The sequence below is a fragment of the Undibacterium sp. Ji50W genome (assembly GCF_049340445.1).
Classification (GTDB): domain Bacteria; phylum Pseudomonadota; class Gammaproteobacteria; order Burkholderiales; family Burkholderiaceae_D; genus Undibacterium.
Map to the genome: position 1 here is coordinate 57,123 of NZ_JBMPOX010000015.1, position 16,458 is coordinate 73,580.

The 16,458-nt window shown below is 51.6% G+C and carries 18 protein-coding genes; 10 read left to right on the forward strand and 8 right to left on the reverse strand.

All coding sequences use genetic code 11. The features are described from left to right. The first annotated feature begins 219 nt into the window (after nucleotides 1-219). From ACO0K9_RS19190 to ACO0K9_RS19200, 3 genes are read left to right on the forward strand one after another with little or no spacing between them, the layout of a single operon-like run. A complete protein-coding gene (locus ACO0K9_RS19190; protein ID WP_422987691.1) occupies nucleotides 220-1,038 on the forward strand; it encodes an NAD-dependent epimerase/dehydratase family protein in 819 nt (272 codons plus the stop codon). Nucleotides 1,039-1,048: 10 nt separating this feature from the next. Then, entirely contained in the window at nucleotides 1,049-2,209 is a 1,161-nt protein-coding gene (locus ACO0K9_RS19195) for an aldose epimerase family protein (RefSeq protein WP_422987692.1), read from the forward strand. Between the two features lies 1 nt (nucleotide 2,210). Then, nucleotides 2,211-3,188, forward strand: coding sequence for a heparin lyase I family protein (locus ACO0K9_RS19200; protein ID WP_422987693.1), 978 nt, complete (start codon nucleotides 2,211-2,213; stop codon nucleotides 3,186-3,188). A 55-nt stretch (nucleotides 3,189-3,243) separates the two neighbouring features. On the opposite strand, the gene ACO0K9_RS19205 is transcribed toward ACO0K9_RS19200, so the two are convergent. The 5 genes from ACO0K9_RS19205 to ACO0K9_RS19225 all read right to left on the reverse strand — a co-directional run bounded on the left by ACO0K9_RS19205 (nucleotide 3,244) and on the right by ACO0K9_RS19225 (nucleotide 7,514). Further along, nucleotides 3,244-4,350, reverse strand: coding sequence for a patatin-like phospholipase family protein (locus tag ACO0K9_RS19205; protein WP_422987694.1), 1,107 nt, complete (start codon nucleotides 4,348-4,350; stop codon nucleotides 3,244-3,246). Between the two features lie 39 nt (nucleotides 4,351-4,389). Further along, entirely contained in the window at nucleotides 4,390-4,587 is a 198-nt protein-coding gene (locus ACO0K9_RS19210) for a hypothetical protein (RefSeq protein ID WP_422987695.1), read from the reverse strand. 492 nt (nucleotides 4,588-5,079) lie between these two features. Further along, a complete protein-coding gene (locus ACO0K9_RS19215) occupies nucleotides 5,080-5,829 on the reverse strand; it encodes a tetratricopeptide repeat protein (protein ID WP_422987696.1) in 750 nt (249 codons plus the stop codon). 256 nt (nucleotides 5,830-6,085) lie between these two features. Then, on the reverse strand, nucleotides 6,086-6,556 hold the full coding sequence (locus ACO0K9_RS19220) for a cache domain-containing protein (RefSeq protein WP_422987697.1): 471 nt from the start codon (nucleotides 6,554-6,556) through the stop codon (nucleotides 6,086-6,088). Between the two features lie 193 nt (nucleotides 6,557-6,749). Beyond that, nucleotides 6,750-7,514, reverse strand: a complete 765-nt coding sequence (locus ACO0K9_RS19225; RefSeq protein WP_422987698.1) for a creatininase family protein — start codon at nucleotides 7,512-7,514, stop codon at nucleotides 6,750-6,752. A 251-nt stretch (nucleotides 7,515-7,765) separates the two neighbouring features. Here ACO0K9_RS19225 and ACO0K9_RS19230 point away from each other — a divergent pair, with 251 nt between their 5' ends. Then, on the forward strand, nucleotides 7,766-8,119 hold the full coding sequence (locus ACO0K9_RS19230) for a DUF1428 domain-containing protein (protein ID WP_422987699.1): 354 nt from the start codon (nucleotides 7,766-7,768) through the stop codon (nucleotides 8,117-8,119). 251 nt (nucleotides 8,120-8,370) lie between these two features. On the opposite strand, the gene ACO0K9_RS19235 is transcribed toward ACO0K9_RS19230, so the two are convergent. After that, entirely contained in the window at nucleotides 8,371-9,297 is a 927-nt protein-coding gene (locus ACO0K9_RS19235) for a LysR family transcriptional regulator (protein ID WP_422987700.1), read from the reverse strand. A 123-nt stretch (nucleotides 9,298-9,420) separates the two neighbouring features. Here ACO0K9_RS19235 and ACO0K9_RS19240 point away from each other — a divergent pair, with 123 nt between their 5' ends. After that, entirely contained in the window at nucleotides 9,421-10,161 is a 741-nt protein-coding gene (locus ACO0K9_RS19240; protein ID WP_422987701.1) for an SDR family oxidoreductase, read from the forward strand. A gap of 199 nt (nucleotides 10,162-10,360) precedes the next feature. After that, entirely contained in the window at nucleotides 10,361-10,588 is a 228-nt protein-coding gene (locus ACO0K9_RS19245; protein ID WP_422987702.1) for a tautomerase family protein, read from the forward strand. A gap of 59 nt (nucleotides 10,589-10,647) precedes the next feature. Here ACO0K9_RS19245 and ACO0K9_RS19250 read toward each other — a convergent pair whose 3' ends face one another. After that, nucleotides 10,648-11,538: a LysR family transcriptional regulator gene (locus tag ACO0K9_RS19250; RefSeq protein ID WP_422987703.1), complete on the reverse strand. Its 891-nt coding sequence runs from the start codon at nucleotides 11,536-11,538 to the stop codon at nucleotides 10,648-10,650. A gap of 147 nt (nucleotides 11,539-11,685) precedes the next feature. On the opposite strand from ACO0K9_RS19250, the gene ACO0K9_RS19255 reads away from it, so the two are divergent. The 3 genes from ACO0K9_RS19255 (at nucleotide 11,686) to ACO0K9_RS19265 (ending at nucleotide 14,788) form a co-directional block, all read left to right on the forward strand. Beyond that, entirely contained in the window at nucleotides 11,686-12,549 is an 864-nt protein-coding gene (locus tag ACO0K9_RS19255) for an MBL fold metallo-hydrolase (RefSeq protein ID WP_422987704.1), read from the forward strand. 101 nt (nucleotides 12,550-12,650) lie between these two features. Then, on the forward strand, nucleotides 12,651-13,040 hold the full coding sequence (locus ACO0K9_RS19260) for a nuclear transport factor 2 family protein (RefSeq protein ID WP_422987705.1): 390 nt from the start codon (nucleotides 12,651-12,653) through the stop codon (nucleotides 13,038-13,040). 515 nt (nucleotides 13,041-13,555) lie between these two features. Continuing rightward, the gene (locus ACO0K9_RS19265; RefSeq protein ID WP_422987706.1) at nucleotides 13,556-14,788 is read left to right on the forward strand and encodes an alpha/beta hydrolase family protein; all 1,233 of its coding nucleotides are present in this window, start codon (nucleotides 13,556-13,558) and stop codon (nucleotides 14,786-14,788) included. Nucleotides 14,789-14,856: 68 nt separating this feature from the next. Here the strand turns inward: ACO0K9_RS19265 and ACO0K9_RS19270 are convergent, their stop codons facing one another. Then, a complete protein-coding gene (locus tag ACO0K9_RS19270) occupies nucleotides 14,857-15,582 on the reverse strand; it encodes a metallophosphoesterase family protein (RefSeq protein WP_422987707.1) in 726 nt (241 codons plus the stop codon). A gap of 238 nt (nucleotides 15,583-15,820) precedes the next feature. On the opposite strand from ACO0K9_RS19270, the gene ACO0K9_RS19275 reads away from it, so the two are divergent. Then, entirely contained in the window at nucleotides 15,821-16,414 is a 594-nt protein-coding gene (locus ACO0K9_RS19275) for a hypothetical protein (RefSeq protein ID WP_422987708.1), read from the forward strand. Nucleotides 16,415-16,458: the final 44 nt, after the last annotated feature.

Here is a 16,458-nt window from a genome sequence, read left to right on the forward strand (position 1 = left end):
TACAAGAGAGGATTCCTGGGGAATCCTATAAAAAGCCAAAATGCGCTTGCATGTATAACATTTTTTAGTATACTTAGTTAATCGTTTAACTTAAAGTTTCTACTGCTGCACCAGTTGATGTAGTGCCTGCAAGCAGAGTGTCACTCGCACTCTGTCGCCGCCGCTTTGCCTGCTGCCTGCACGATCACGATTGCCCATTCCAATGTTGAGAAAATACACATGACCACGACAACAGATAAAAAGCCTATTAATAGAATCTTGCTGACCGGAGCCGGCGGCGGGTTGGGGAAGGTGCTGCGTCGGCCTGTTTCTGCCTGGACCCATCACCTGAGGCTAAGTGATATTGCCGATCTTGGTGAGGCAGGTGAAGGCGAAGAGATCGTGCAGTGTGATTTGGCCGATGGCGCTGCCGTGATGAAGCTGGTGGAGGGCGTTGATATCGTATTGCATTTTGGTGGCATTTCGGTGGAAGACAAATTTGAACCCATCATGCAGGCCAATATCCTGGGTATGTACAACCTCTACCACGCGGTACATGCCTGCGGTGTCAAACGCGTCATCTATGCAAGTTCCAGTCACGTGGTGGGGTATTACCCGACCACGGAACTGGTGGATGCCGATATGCCTTTGCGCCCTGACGGATTTTATGGTCTCAGCAAATGTTTTGGCGAAGCCCTGTCGCGTTATTACTATGACCGGTTTGGTATAGAAACCGTGTGCCTGCGCATAGGTTCCAGTTTTCCCGCACCGCTGAATCCGCGCATGATGGTGACTTATCTCAGCTATGCGGATTTGCTGGAACTGATACGCTGTGCTGTCTTTACTCCCAAGGTTGGACATACCATCAGCTTTGGCAATTCGGACAATGCCAGCCGCTGGTGGGATAACCGTAAAGCATCCCATCTGGGCTACCGCCCGGCAGACAGTTCAAAACAATTTGCACATCTGTTTGCCGATAACATTGCCTACCCCGCTGCGGATGATGCGACGGCACGGTTTCAGGGCGGCCCTTTCGTGATTGCCGGGCCTCAGTATTAAATTGAACATGGTGAAATACCTGCTATGCCGTCTGCTGCCGTGTCTGCCCTTGCTGCTGGCCAGCATGGTGTATGCGAAAGACGATGCCGGTGCGGCGAATACAAGCAGTGCAATATGGGGTCATACCCGTCAGGGTGAGCAGGTGGGGCGCGTCAGCCTTCGCAATGACCTGGGAATGGCCGTCAGTTATATCGATTATGGTGCCACGCTGACGGCGATATCTGTTCCTGATCGTCACGGTCAATTTGCCAATGTGGTATTGAGTCTGCCCACGCTGCAGGCCTATGAGGCAAGCAAGCGCAAGTTTGCTGCCGTCATAGGGCGTTATGCCGGACGCATAGGCAATGCCAGTTTTCCGCTTGAGGGGCTGCAGGTCATGTTGCCGAAAAACGCCAGGGGCATCGCCTTGCATGGCGACCCCGATGGCTATGACAAACGGGTATGGGCGCGGCGGGATTTTGCCGATGATGATTCTTTCGGCTCGGTCTACAGCCTGTTCAGCCCTGATGGTGACCAGGGATTTCGGGGGGCAGTCAAGCTTGAGGTTCGCTACCGTCTGTATCGCAAGCGCAATGAATTCCGTATTGAATACAGTGCCAGTACGACTGCTGCCACGGTGATCAATTTGACGAATCATGCGTATTTCAATCTTGCCGGTGCTGGCAGCAAGGGCATGGCGCAACATACATTCATGATCAATGCAGACCGTTACCTGTTGACGGACGACAAGCGGGTTCCTACCGGTGTCATTGCCAGTGTAGAAGGGACTGTGCTGGATTTCAGGACGGCAGCATCGCTGGCAGGTCGCCTGGCTACAGTGCGTGCCATACCTACTTTGGCTGGCTCACCTCCAGGGATAGACCACAGTCTGTTATTTGCGACGTGGAAAAAAAATGCCCTGGCCCAGGTTGCAAACATCACGGAAACTGGAACTGGTCGTTGCATGGAAATATGGACAACCGAGCCATCGGTGCAGTTTAATACTGGCAATGGTTTTGACGGCAGCGAAACCGGCAGCGAGGGCCGGGCCTATGAAGCCTATGATGGTTTTGCCTTTGAGACGCAGCATTTGCCGGATAGCCCGAATCACCCTGGTTTCCCATCTGTTGTATTGTTGCCGGGCCAGGACTTTCTATCGATAACGCATTTCAAATTTTCTGACTGCAAATAACATGAATAATTTCCGGGTTTGTGCAATTCTGTTGATCAACCTGGCATTGCCGGATGCTGTCCATGCCAGGCAGGCTGATGGCATGACCTATGGCCTCTACTATAAAACACCAGTCCTTCACAGCGGTGTGGCAGGCAATAGCCTGTGCCTGACAGCCTCTGACGCGAAAGACGGTGATACTTATGCGCATATAGAAAAGGTATTTGGCAAAGGCGCAGTGGAAGCGCCCAGTGACGACATGTATGTACCGCCGCGACCGCATGTCAGCATAGGGCGTAATGATGCGCTGGTCGGGGATTATTTTTCCATCATGGCGAATGAGATGGCAGATGTTAACCTGGATAAAAAATCCCGCCAGCAAGGTAGTGACCGTTCTCGCACTGAAATAAAAATTGCACCCTCCAAAGGCGGTATGCATGAAGCATTCAAGGCCAGGGACAATGATGTATTTAACTATCGCTGGCAATTCAGGGTTGCAGCGCAGATGAAATTTTCCCCTTCATTTACCCATATCCACCAAATCAAGGCTTACGGCGGCTCTTATGCCGAACCACCGCTGATTACATTTACTGTTTTAAATGACGGTAAATTGTATGTACGCCATATCGCAGACAAACTGACGGAAGGCGGGCATTTCAGCATCCTGGGTTCATTTGACTTGGCTGCCTTAGCGGGACAATGGCTGGATGTCAGGGAGGAAATTCATTATTCCAATACCGACGCCCGCTACCAGTTGCTGATCCGTGATCAGCAGGGCAGGCCGGTATTGAACATCGATCGCTCTGGCTTGTCGTTCTGGCGTACTGGTGCCGACCATATGCGCCCCAAATGGGGAATTTACCGCAAGCACCATCCTGATTTGAGGCAGGATGCTGAAGACCTGGTCGATGTCGCCAATCTGGCCATTACGCGCGGTGGTGATGGCGGCGGTGCGTATTGTGGCGTGACTGAACAGGGTGCTATGCCTGCCCAGAAATAAACGCAGCTTTGCGGCATCTGCTTGTAGATGCCGCAAAGAGGGGGGCGTCGGTGCCTTATTCCTGCGGCAATTCGTGGATCACCAGCCCTGCATGCGGTGGCAAGGGTTTTAGCCATGATTGGTGGCGCAGTGCGCGCTTGCAGTCATGGATGCCGACAGCCCAGCGGGCTTGTATGGTCGAGGTACTGAAATCCACATCCTTGAAATAATGGTCGTCCGGCAGCGCTTTCATGATCAGGTGGACGACATTGACGGTGTGGTCACAACCCATGGCCATCAGCGGCTTCAACTCGGCTTTTTTGCGCTCGGCCGCAGGCAGGTGCTGTGTCAGTGTGCGTATGGCACGCTGCATGTCTTGCATCTTCTGGTGCGTCAACAACTGCTCTGTGGAACGGCTGGCGTACTGTATGCTTTTGTAGCGCGTCATGGCTTCGGCGATGGATTGGGGGCGGGTTTCAGTCGGATCCCATAAATCAACCATGAAGCACAGGGCATCGGCATTTCTCTTTTCATCCAGGAACACTTCCAGCGGTGTATTTGAATACACGCCACCATCCCAGTAAGCATGCTTGCCGATTTTTATGGGGGGAAAGCCGGGGGGCAAGGCACCGCTGGCCATGATGTGTTCCGGGTGTATCCGTTCTTTCTTGCTGTCAAACACCACGCCCTGGCCGTTATCAATATCGACTGCGCATACGCTGATGCGCATGGGGCCTTCGTTCAGGTAGTCAAAATCCACGTATTTTTCCAGCGTGGTCTTGAGTGGCGAGGTATCGTAAAAGCCCGTTTCTTCCAGCGGTACTTTGGCATTGATATCCCAGGCTGCACCAAAGCGCGGCTTGAAAAATCCGGCAACACCCTGCATCAGGGCAGACAGGGTATTGATGTTGCTGGTGATATTCATCCATGGTGTCATGGAGGGCCAGAAACTGTCACGGTGCAGGGCATCCGGTGCCAGGCTGTCCCAGAAACCGTGCAATTGCTTAATGCGTTTTTCTGGCGGGTTACCGGCGATCAGGGCGCAGTTGATGGCACCGATAGAGGTGCCTATGATCCATTCTATAGGCATGCCAGCTTCTTGCAATTGCTGGTAGACGCCTGCCTGGTAGGCACCCAAGGCACCACCACCCTGAAGTATCAGTACCGTATTTTGATCAGCCATAGTGTATGTGGGGTGCTTGCAGGCACCCGGGCAAGTACTTCAGGAGAACCCACCTAATTGCGCCAGTTTGTGCTCATTACCATCGTGAGTCACAGACACAACATCAATTTGATATGGAGCATTCAGTTCATGACGCAATTGCGCCCCCTTGTTCACAGCAGCAAGGAAATCATCCCCGGCGTCTACTGTTTTGGTAATTTCGCTTTTTTCATTGAGGCAAGCCAGACGGTAATACATGAATTTTCCTAAAGATGAAGTGGCCGGACCCAGATGATGTAGATTTGATACATACATACTGGTATTTATTGTTGCGTTGCACATTCTATCACGCATCATTTTCTTTTATTGCAAGTGGCTAAGTATGGAAATGTATCTTTAAAATGATGTTGCATTGATATTGTCGCTATATGGCTAGACTCGGCTTGGCTTCCAGTCGGCAATAGGCTTCAGGGGTAATCAGGGTTGTATGCGAGCTCAAACGCAAGCTGCATCTTGGACAAAAGATGTCATAATGCCTCGCTTTTGTAGCTATGTCGCACTGTGCCATGCTGTGTCATTGCGCCGAATCAGCTGTAGTAACCATAGTAGCCACAGTGATGGCGGAACCGTATCAAGGACCGCTTGAAACTGGGCCTAACATGGTTCACGGCAACCAGTACGGAGTCGTCGTATCGGGGGACTCAGGCTTCAAGCGCCTCAGCTCACACACTATAGGCACTGTTGCGCCAATCAGGCACGCTTGGAAAACGCACTATTGAGGCGCTTGACTAAATCCTTGTTGAAGAATTTGGTGTCCTTGCTCCAGTGCTTCATGGTTTGCTGGATTTCTGCATGCAAGCTGTTGGCGGTGCTATGTTCGCCTGCCTGCAACGCCCAGATGGCATATTCCACACGGGTTTCCATGCTGCCAAATCTGGCAGCGGCATCGGCAAAGATCGCACCGGCTTCTTGCTGACGGCCAGCACTGGCATAGGCCTGCCCCAATAATAGCGCTTGCTGTTCTGGTCTGTGATTAGGCTGTTCTTTGCGTACCGCTTCCAGCAATTCAATGGCAGCAGCACTTTGGCCATGCAGTATTTTTGCATGTGCTGCATCCATGCGAATCTCCGCATCGTTGGCAAAAGGGCCTTGCAGGCAAAGATCATAATGCTGTACTGCCTGGGCAGTGTCACCCGCATCCAGATAGGCTGCTGCAAGGCGCGTTTGATTTTGTGCCGTGGGTACCAGGTCATATGCTTTTTGCGCTTCGCGCACATCACGTCCGCGATCCAGAGTCTTGGCTGCTGCCGTGACGGTTTTGCGCATACCGTGTTCCAACTTGGTATCTGGCAGGTACACAGCAAAAAAATACACGACGCTGCCCAGCAGTGGAAACATGAATAAAATCATCAGCCAGTACATCTCGCGTCCGTTACGGACAGCATGCACGGCAAAAAACAGGGCGACAAGAATGTGAAAACCAACTCCGATATATGGCATAAAAATAATTGGTAAAAATAGAGGGTGTATGCATCCCGAATTTATCCCGTATGTATCTGGACACGGACAGTAAAAATTCGTGCAGATCAGGACGGAACAGAAGTGTAAACAACAGCCAGATGGCATTTTACCATTAGCTTGCTGGAAGGGATTTGATTGCTGCGACTGGTCGTTCTGAAAAAATTACAACCAGTCTTGCAGCATAGTGGCAAACAAAACAAATACAGAACAGTATAAGAATTGGGCCGGGCCAGAATTATTTATAGATACCGCAAGCAAAATAAATTGCGTCAACCCGTTCTACGTAGGTACTTTTTTGTTCCATCTCCTTGGTCACAGGATTTGGCCATTTGTAGTCTACCCAACCTTTGCCTGCTTTGCTGCCAGCGACGTCATTGATTTTCTTGACGAAGAAAACGCCATCACCATCGCGCAATTCACCCAGCGGTTTGCCGAGTAATTTTGGGTTGCCGCCGTGGGCCAGGGTGACTCCGCCGGGTTTGACTGTACCGGCAAACACATATAAATCCTTGTAAATGAACTGACCCTTGGGGTCGTTCACTGCGGCATAGGTTTTTTCGGGGCCATTGGCTTTATAGTAGGCGACGACTTTTTTGATCATGTCAATTGCTTCTTGCGCCGTGGCACGTTCGGCAGCAAAAGCCGTGCCCTGAGCAAGTAGGGACATGGATAAAATGAGGAATATGCTTTTTAAAAAGTGTCTCATGATGTCTCCGGTTGGTGTTTTTATCTGAGTGACCCAATGCCTGATAACAATAGCGAATCCAGAGTAGGCTTTGCAGGCAGCTTTTGCAATGCAAAGACCACACTTTTTTCTTTCAGCATTTCAGCACGAAGAAAACAATACCAGATTTCCGTATGGAAATGTGGGTGATTTTTTCCATACAGAGTCGCTTGCATCAGGCAGGTTTTTGCTCCGCACTGAATACCTTGATATCGCTCAATAAGCCAGCAACGGCGGTCTGGATGATTTGCTGCCCCAGTTCTATCGTCGCCAGGCTGGAATCGGCACCAATGCGGCCATCCGGGAAGCGGGCGCGGTAATCAAGGGCGTCGAGGATAGGACCGGTAGGCGGGATTTTGGGTGTCAGCTCAACATGGCGCACCTGATCGGGGTAAGCAGCATAGGTCACGGCAATTTCTGACGGTGTCGCATGCGAGCCGTGACCCACCGGGAACATCTCATGACACAGTGGCGCTACGCCAGGCAAGTCCCACCAGTTTTTCAGCTTGAGTGTCAGCGGACAGGGTTTGCCGCTATACGAATAGTGGGAATAGATTTGCGAGAAACTGGCTTCTATCGTGGCGATATTGCCGCCGTGGCCATTCAAGAAATAAATGTGATCAAAACCATGACGTGCCAATGACAATACCCAGTCTTCAATCGCCGCCATGAAGGTTGACGGGCGCAGTGAAATAGTGCCGGCAAACCCCAAGTGATGTTGTGCCATGCCAATGTTGAACGTGGGGGCCAGCATCATCGCTGCACCCGTTTCCTGCGCGACTTTTTCAGCGGCAGTGGCAATGATCTCCGGGCACATCCAGTCTGTCCCCAGCAAGCCCATGGGGCCATGCTGTTCATTGGAGCCGATAGGAATGATGACGGTTTTTGAATCCGCCAGGAATGCAGTAATTTCTGGCCAGGTGGAATAGGCTAAACGCATGCTGATTCTTTCTTGAGTTGGATAGTGACTGGCAAATTATAGAGCGATACGGCAACGCATGCCGGCTGGAGGGGGCTGAAGATAAAATCACCCTTGTGAGTGGCATGGACTAGAATGAATCAAGTCTTGATTCAAGACTTGAGACTGGTCTTGTACAGTCCATGTCACAAGCCCACATCAAGCCCACATCAAGCCCACATCAAGCCCATGTCAAGCACAGATCAAGCCCACGTCACTCCAGGAGAATAAAGATGAAATACATTGATGGATTTGTACTCGCTGTTCCCAATGCCAACCGTGAAGCTTACAGGCGCTACTCGGAAAAATCTTCCCCGATTTTCAAGGAATACGGTGTGCTAAGCGTCGTCGAATGTTGGGGCGACGATGTGCCGCCAGGCAAGCTGACTTCCTTTCCTCTGGCAGTGCAATGCAAGGAAGATGAAACCGTGGTGTTTTCCTGGATGACCTGGCCATCGAAAGAAGTGCGCAATGCTGCATGGGAAAAAATCATGGCAGACCCACGCCTGAGCCCTGAAACCAACCCCATGCCTTGCGATGGCAAGCGCATGATTTTTGGCGGTTTTGAGGTGATGGTGGAGTTGTGATTTTTTGAGCTGATGCCGGATGCAAAATTTGTCTGGCATCAAGGGTTTGGCTTGGGCCAAGTTTTGTCAATTTAGCGAGACCCAGTCTAACACCCGTGTTTAAGTAAATAAGGTACACGCTTGTTGAAGCCAAATGTTGGGCTGGTGAAACGTAGCCTAGCGAGGCCCGGCCCAACCTACGAGACTGTGATGTGTCATCAAATGATGTCGAATTCACCTGATTGTAAATGTTGAATAATTTTAACGGAGCCTTAGGTCAAATTTTCTGTGCCAGGCAAGACCCCAAATTTTTGCTCATACAAACTCACCAGCCAATCCACAAACACGCGCACGCGGGGTGATAACTGGCGGCGGTAAGGGTAGAGCGCGGTGACCTGCAATGGTGGACTGTGCCAGTCAGCCAGCACCTCTACCAAGCGGCCTTCACGCAAGGCATCTGCGATATGAAAACGTGGCAGCTGGATCAGGCCACAGCCGCTTTCTGCACAGGTGACATAGTTCTCGGCATCGTTGACTGACATCCAGCCACCGACATTAAACTCTTGCACCTGTCCATCAATGCTCAGCACAAAAGGGTAGTCAATCGTACCGGTACTGGAAAAGAACCTGACAGCCTGGTGCTGCATTAAATCGTCCGGATGATGCGGTGTACCAAATTTGGCCAGATATGCCGGGCTGGCGCAAATTGCTTGCGGCATCATCGCCAGGCGGCGTGCCACCAATGTTGAATCACGCGGATTACCGCCGCGTATCACGCAGTCCACGCCTTCCCTTACCAGATCGACCAGACGGTCACCGCTGCTGACGACCAGATCTATGCCGGGATAACGGTCACGGAATTCATATATCTTCGGCAATACCACTTGTGTCGCATGGGTGCCGTGCATGTCCACCCGCAAGACCCCGCGTGGATTGGCGGCCACATGCCGCATCGATGCTTCGGCATCATCCAGCTCACTGAGCACATGCACACATCGCTCATAGAAAGCCTGCCCATCGAGAGTAGTGCGGACCTGACGCGTGGTGCGTTCGAGCAGGCGGGTGCCCAATCGTGCTTCTAGCTGTTTGATGGCATAGGTAGCGCTGGCACGGGGCACATCCAGCATATCCGCCGCCCGGCTAAAACTGCCGGTTTCGACAATGCGGGTGAATAGTTGCAGGGTATCCAGTCTGTCCATGATTGTTGAGTTGTGTTGAATTATGTTCTGAGTTTATCAGTATTTATCTCATTGTATTGAATGGTTAAAGTGTATTCCAGACAGGCGATATGGTCCTGTAGTCTTAAATCACCGGAGTCAATCATGAATAAAGATGCAACTAAAACAGCCATCATCACTGGCGCATCCCGTGGCATAGGCCAGGCAATCGCGCTGCGTTTGGCGGCAGATGGCTTTGCTGTTGTGGTTAATTACGCCGGCAATGCCAGTAAAGCGCAAGAAACAGTAACTGCTATACAGGCGGCTGGCGGCAAGGCCATCGCCGTGCAGGGCGATGTTGCCAGGCCGGAGGATGTGGCGCAATTGTTTGCAACAGGCAAAGAAGTATTTGGCCGCATTGATGTGGTCGTCAATAGTGCAGGCGTCATGCCCATGGCAACCATCAATGACAGCAATCTGGATGCTTTTGACAAGGTCATCGCCACCAATCTGCGTGGTGCTTTTCTGGTACTGGCCCAGGCGGCCCAGCATGTAGAAAAAGGCGGTCGCATCATAGCCTTGTCCACCAGCGTGATTGCCAAATCCTTTCCCGCCTATGGCCCGTATATCGCCAGCAAGGCAGGGGTAGAAGGCCTGGTCCATGTATTGGCCAATGAATTGCGCGGGCGTGATATCACAGTCAATGCCGTCGCCCCTGGCCCGGTGGGCACCGAGCTGTTCCTCAATGGCAAGACAGAAGAACAAATCACCAACATCGCCAAAATGGCACCGATGGAACGCATAGGCACGCCGGCAGAGATCGCCGCCGCCATCGCCTTTCTGGCTGGCCCTGATGGTGTCTGGATTAATTCGCAAGTGCTGCGCGTCAACGGCGGCTACGTTTAAGAACCTGCTTACGATCCTACTGCGCGAGCGTGATCGGAGTTCATGTGCTGCTCAAAATGCTCATGTACTAAAGTACATTCCGCTTTTTGCGCTGCGTTTTTCTTACCCTGGCCCCGCTGACGCACGCTCGCTACAGATCGTAAACAGGTTCTAAGCTGCGTCATTTTTACATTTTTATTTTTAAACCAAGGAGAAAACCATGCCATTTGCTAATTTTAAATTCCCTGAAGGCATACTCGATGCAAGCCGTAAGGAAGAAATTATCCACCGCACTACCGCCATGTTCGTTGAGTATTTCGGTGAAGGAGTACGCCCGTATTCCATGGTCCTTGTAGAAGAGGTCAACGATGGAGGTTGGGGCCGTGCCGATGAAACGCGACGCTGGAAAAGATGGGTTTTCCACCCAGGTCAAAATAAGTATTGCTGATGTCAGTGCACCGGTTCGCGCGTATTGTCAGGGCCGGTGTATTGGATGTCTTCATCAGCTCACCACGGCTGACTGGCAAATTCCTCCACCAGAAAATCCAGCAAGGCGCGCACAGCGGGGGACAAATGTCGGCGCGACGGGAACAAGGCATAAATCGTCATCGCCGGTGCCGTCCATTCTGGCAATATGATTTGCAGTTCGTCCTTGCTCAAGTGGTCAGCCATCAGATAGGTTGGCAGCAAGGTGATACCGCCACCTGCCAAGACGGCCTGCAATAATACTGTCGCATCATTGGCGCTGAAATGGCTGGCGATATCAACCAGTAAGGTTTCATCAGCACGCTGGAAGCGCCAGGTGTTACGTCCGTAATTGGAATGACTCAGGCAGCGATGCGCAGGCAAATCCTGTGGATGCGCCGGCAGGCCGGACTGGCTTACATAAGCAGGCGACGCCACCAGAACAGAATCACATACTGCCAGTGGCCGCGCAATCAACAGCGGGTCTGGTTCACTACTGATGCGTATCGCCAGGTCTATGCGTGCTTCGACCAGATTGACAGTGCTGTCACCTACCTGCAAATCGATCTTCAGCATCGTGTGCAGAGCCAGGAACTTGCTGATGGCGCGTGCCAGATGACCAAAGGCAAATGAAGTACTGCAAGTCAGGCGTAACTGGCCGCGCAGTTCCGCGTTGTCGCTACTGGTTTCTTCTTCTATGTTTTCCATCAGCGCCAGCATTTGCTGGCTGCGGCGCAGGCATTGTTCACCGGCATCGGTCAGGGTCACGCTGCGTGTGGTTCTTTGCAACAGGCGTGCATTCAGCCAGCTTTCCAGCTCACTCACATAACGTGTCACCATGGCACGCGACATGTCCAGCTTGTCTGCGGTGGCACTGAAACTGCCGCTGGTAGCAACCTCACAAAACACCCGCATGGCCGTCAATCTATCCATAATTTGCCCGTCATTTGCTCTATTTTTGAAACAGTTATGTGCATTTTATCGTATTTATCTGTTTGAAAATTGAAATTAAACTGCAAGCACTGGATCATTTACGGATTCAAACCACAGTTCAAACTCAATTAAAATCAGGAGTTCACCATGTTGCGTACCACTGTATTAGCCGCCACGTTCGCCGTCACTTTTGCCTCTGCCGAAGCAGCCACCCCGTTGCAAGTCAAAGTCTATAACGCGGATGGCAATAGTTTTAATGTTAATTCCACCCTGGTATATGGCGAAAAAGAAGCCATGGTGATTGATGCCGGTTTTACCCGTGCGGATGCCCTGCGTATCGCTGCCAATGTACTCGACAGTGGCAAGCAATTAAAAACCATACTGGTTAGCCAGGCCGATCCTGATTATTACTTTGGCGTCGAAGTGCTGAAAGAAATTTTTCCACAAGCTGATGTCGTCGCCACCCCGGCGGTGCTGGAAAAACTGAGCGCCAAGCTGGCAGGCAAGCTGGCTTTCTGGGGCCCTAAAATGGGCGCGAATGCACCTCGTACCCCCGTCTTGCCCAAGGCTTTGAGCGGCAATAGCCTGACCGTCGATGGCGAAGTGGTGGAACTGCGCGGCAATCAGGGCGTGCTGGCGCACCGCCCTTATTTCTGGATACCATCGATCAAGGCCATCGTTGGTAACATTGGTGTGTTTGGCAATATGCATGTATGGACAGCAGATACCCAAACCGTGGCCGAACGCAGCGCCTGGGTTGCGCAACTGGATGAAATGGCAGCCCTGCAACCAAAAATCGTCGTGCCTGGCCACATGAAATCTGGCACGGCAGTTGATGTCAGTGCGATTACTTACACCAAGGGCTATCTGCTGTCGTTTGAAAAAAATGCAGCTGCCACCAAGACCAGTGCAGAACTCATCGATGCCATGAAAAAAGCCTATCCTGATGCGCCACCAGGCATGTCGCTGGACATCGGTGCCAAGGTGAACAAGGGTGAGATGAAGTGGTAAGTTCGTTACAGCTGAATTTGTAAAGTTGATTCTGTAAATAAACAACTGAGCATGGCGGACCGCAGTTCGCCATGCTATTTACACATGAAAGAGGTGAGAAATTGACTAACCTGGACATCATCAAAAGCACTTATGAAGGTAAAACTTCAGAAGAAAATGGTAAAAACCTTCAACAATATCTGGCCGCAGATGCCAGTTGGACAGAAGCGCAAGGCTTTCCTTATGCCGGTACTTACACAGGCTTTGCAGAGATAGCAAAAAACGTCTTTCAGCGCCTCGCTACAGAATGGTCAGGCTATACATTCACAGTCGAAGATTATGTCGCCAGTGATGACAAGGTTGTGGCCTATGGCACATATAGCGGCACGCATAATACGAGCCAAAAATCCTTCAGCGCCAGAGTCGCCCATCTGTGGCAATTAAAGGATGGCAAGATCATACGCTTTGAGCAGTTTGTGGATAGCGTGCCGGTTGTTGCTGCCATGGCTTGAGGTACTCTACATTCCACGTTTCTCCAATGCAGCCAGAGTGTACTCGCTGGCGACACAGCCTTTTTCATAACAGGCTACAGGCAGCATTTTCCTCCAGGCGGCATGCTCTTTTGCACCTACCCAGACCACGGGTTCTCGCCGTATGAAAACACCATCCTGGCCTTCACCACGGGCAAGTCTTGTGCAGATGGCTGTTGCTACTGATCGTATCGACCTGTCTGGGTGTCAACCTCAACTGGGGTTGGCGCGTTTCTAGACAAAAGACGGTAGCGCGCATCTCGTGTATGAATCTAGTGTGCTTAGCAATGCAGGATTTAAGCCGCAGCGCTTGTCTGTGTCGCTGCACTGCATTGTCAATGCCGTAACTGTTGTAACAATTGTCCCTGCAGTCGTGTTGGTGACGACGGTATAGAGTATTGTTGATGAAATGAGTCAGTATTCTGTTTCGGCATAATGTCTGGCCCTGTGGCTGTGGCAAGGGCGTGCTGCCACAGCACGCCAACATTGGAATAGCTATGAAATCTGATTTCTTGTGTGTATTTTCTTCCGGCAAAGCGCCACTCGTTACGTCGCTCATTACACCGCTCATTACTATCCTGGCTACATTGTTAGTTTCAGCTTGTGGTGGTGGCGGTTCTTCCAACACTGGCACTACGCCAGTCGTTACACCAGAAGTTGCCAATCCGCCTGGTCCTGGGCATTTTGAGGTGGCCACTTTTATCAAAACGGTCAATGTCACTGATGTGGCGGTGGCGCTTCCCAAAGACGTGGCAGCGGCAATCAAACCCCTGTATTCCGTCGACACCTATAAAGTCACTTACACCACGACCGATTCCGCTGGCCGTAGTGTGATTGCATCCGGTCTCGCAGCCATTCCACGCAAGGCAAGCAGCCTGGCCAGCCCGGTACTCAGCTACCAGCATGCCACCATCAAAACTGATGCCGAAGCACCCAGCAACCATGCCACAGCGGATGAACCTGCGGTGCTGTTTGCCTCCATGGGGTATCTGGTCAGTGCCACCGATTATGTCGGTTATGGCGTAACCAAAGGCTTGCCACATCCCTATTTGCTGGCGACGCCGACTGCTGTTTCCGTCATTGATTTTATGACAGCCACCTCACGCTGGCGCCAGATGAAGGCGATCGCTGACAATGGCCAGGTGTTTTTAACCGGGTATTCTGAAGGTGCCTATGCATCGATGGCAACGCTGCGCCAGTTGACGCAAAACAAGACGACAAACACCGCGCTGCCGGTCAGCACATTTATCGGTGCAGGCCCGTATGATGTGGTACTGACATTGAATACCATGCTGAATGCCATCCGCAAGGACAATCCTGTCCTTGGCGCACTCATCAGCCCAGGGTTCTTGAAAAAGCTGGGCGCGAATGACAGAGCGAACGTGCGCAATCTGCTGCTGTTGTCTGCATTGAGCAGCCAAAGCGATATCAGCTTTGACCCTGCATTCCTGGATAATTTCCTCAATGATGACGACGCCAGCATTGCTGCACAAAGCAATGTGTATGACTGGACGCCACAATCACCCATCCTGTTTTTCCATGGACGTGATGACACCACCGTCCCCTATGGCAATACCGATTCAGCGTTCCAGGCGATGACAAGACGTGGTGCCGCATCGCTGATAGAACGTATGGATTGTCCAGCCAAACCGTCTGAGCACATCCCCTGCGTACCCTCATTTTTGATCAGCGACATCACCCGGCTTGGTGCTTTGGCGCGGGGATTGTAAAGGCTGTTGCATGCCACTGCCGGATACATGATTTCCTTGATCAGATATTCAGCCGACGTGCAGATTCGTTAGCGCTTGTTCAGCGTCGCCCATGGCACTTCATGGTCATGCTGTCCGGCCACGACCACGTCGCCATTGATATCCGTCACACCGCGAAAGCCGACACCATAGGCTCTGAAACCCAGCTGTTCGTGATGCTTGCTGTAGTCGATGCGGTCATGGTGATGGCCGTGGAATGAGCGGGTAACGCGCATGCGCCGCGCCAGTTCATCAATCACGGCAAAGCCATGCGGGTGCGAGCTGGGTGCTTCATGGGTGACCAGGATGTCGGCGCGCTGGCTGGCCAGGTAATTGTAATCGGTAGGGAAAATGGAACTGTAGTGCTTGCGCGGCAGCCCTTCGCGCCAGCGGTTTTCCTTGCCAGTTTTGATACTGTATTCTCTTTGTGTCTGAAAATGCCTGGCCCCTGGTGGCATCCAGATATGTCCACGGAACACTCCACCCAGACCGGCTATTCTATAACCCGCAATATTCACCACCCGCCCATGCAGATTGCGGCCAGCCAGGGCTGAACCAAACAAATGATCATAATCTTCATCCGTATCGGTATCGTGGTTGCCATGGATATACCAGATGTCGGTACTGCCCATAATAGCGGCCAATTCTTGCTCCAGCGGTTGCCTGGCTTGCAGATCGCCTAGAAAAATGATGGCTGCAGGGCGATTTGCCAGGACGACATCAATCACATGCTGAAAGTTGCCATGTGTATCGCCGCAGAAGTAAATTGCTTGCATAATGTACAGCCAAGTAATGAATTGATAAGTAATATATTCGTCAGTCAAACGCAATGTTGAACCCACGCGCAATATACCTTACATCAAAATTCAAATATCATGGCGACACGACTATTAACATGATTGTTGTGAAATTGGCCTGGGAGATGGCATCATCCTCTCAATACCGCTGACTACAATCGACCAGGGTTTCCCTGCACCGCGCAGTTTTCCATCTATTTAATATTGAGGAGTAAGCATGTTTTCATGGCGATGGATACTAGTGGCTTTAATCCTGTTTGGTGTCGTCCACCAGTGGCGTGGACGGTCCGTGACCGTGCCACCCGGCAGTATTGCGCCGAATGATCCGGTGCAGATCATGCTTGATCGCGGGCCAGTCTATCAGCAAAATAATTACAATCTCAAAGCACTGGCAGAATTTACGGTAGAAGCGCGCGTGCTATCCAAGGAAACCTATTCTTCTGATCGCGAAGCTGAATTGTCACCCGTAGACCTGGCCCTGGGCTGGGGGGCGATGTCGGATTCTGCTGTACTGGCAAAACTGTCGATAAGCCAGGGCCACCGTTTTTACTATTATCACTGGGACAATGAACCACCACGCCCACCGGCCGAGATAGCCAGCCATAGCGCCAATATGCATTTGATACCGACCACCCCTGAGCTGGAAAAAAAGATGAAGGCAGTACGCGTCGGCCAGGTCGTTACCATACGTGGCCAACTGATCGAAGCCACTGCCGCCGACGGCTGGCACTGGCGTTCATCGCTGACACGTGACGATACCGGTGCTGGTGCATGTGAGGTGATCAGGGTCGAGGCGATAGAGGTTAAATGATTTTCCAGTAAGTAATAAATACATAAATTGGTACTGTATTGTGG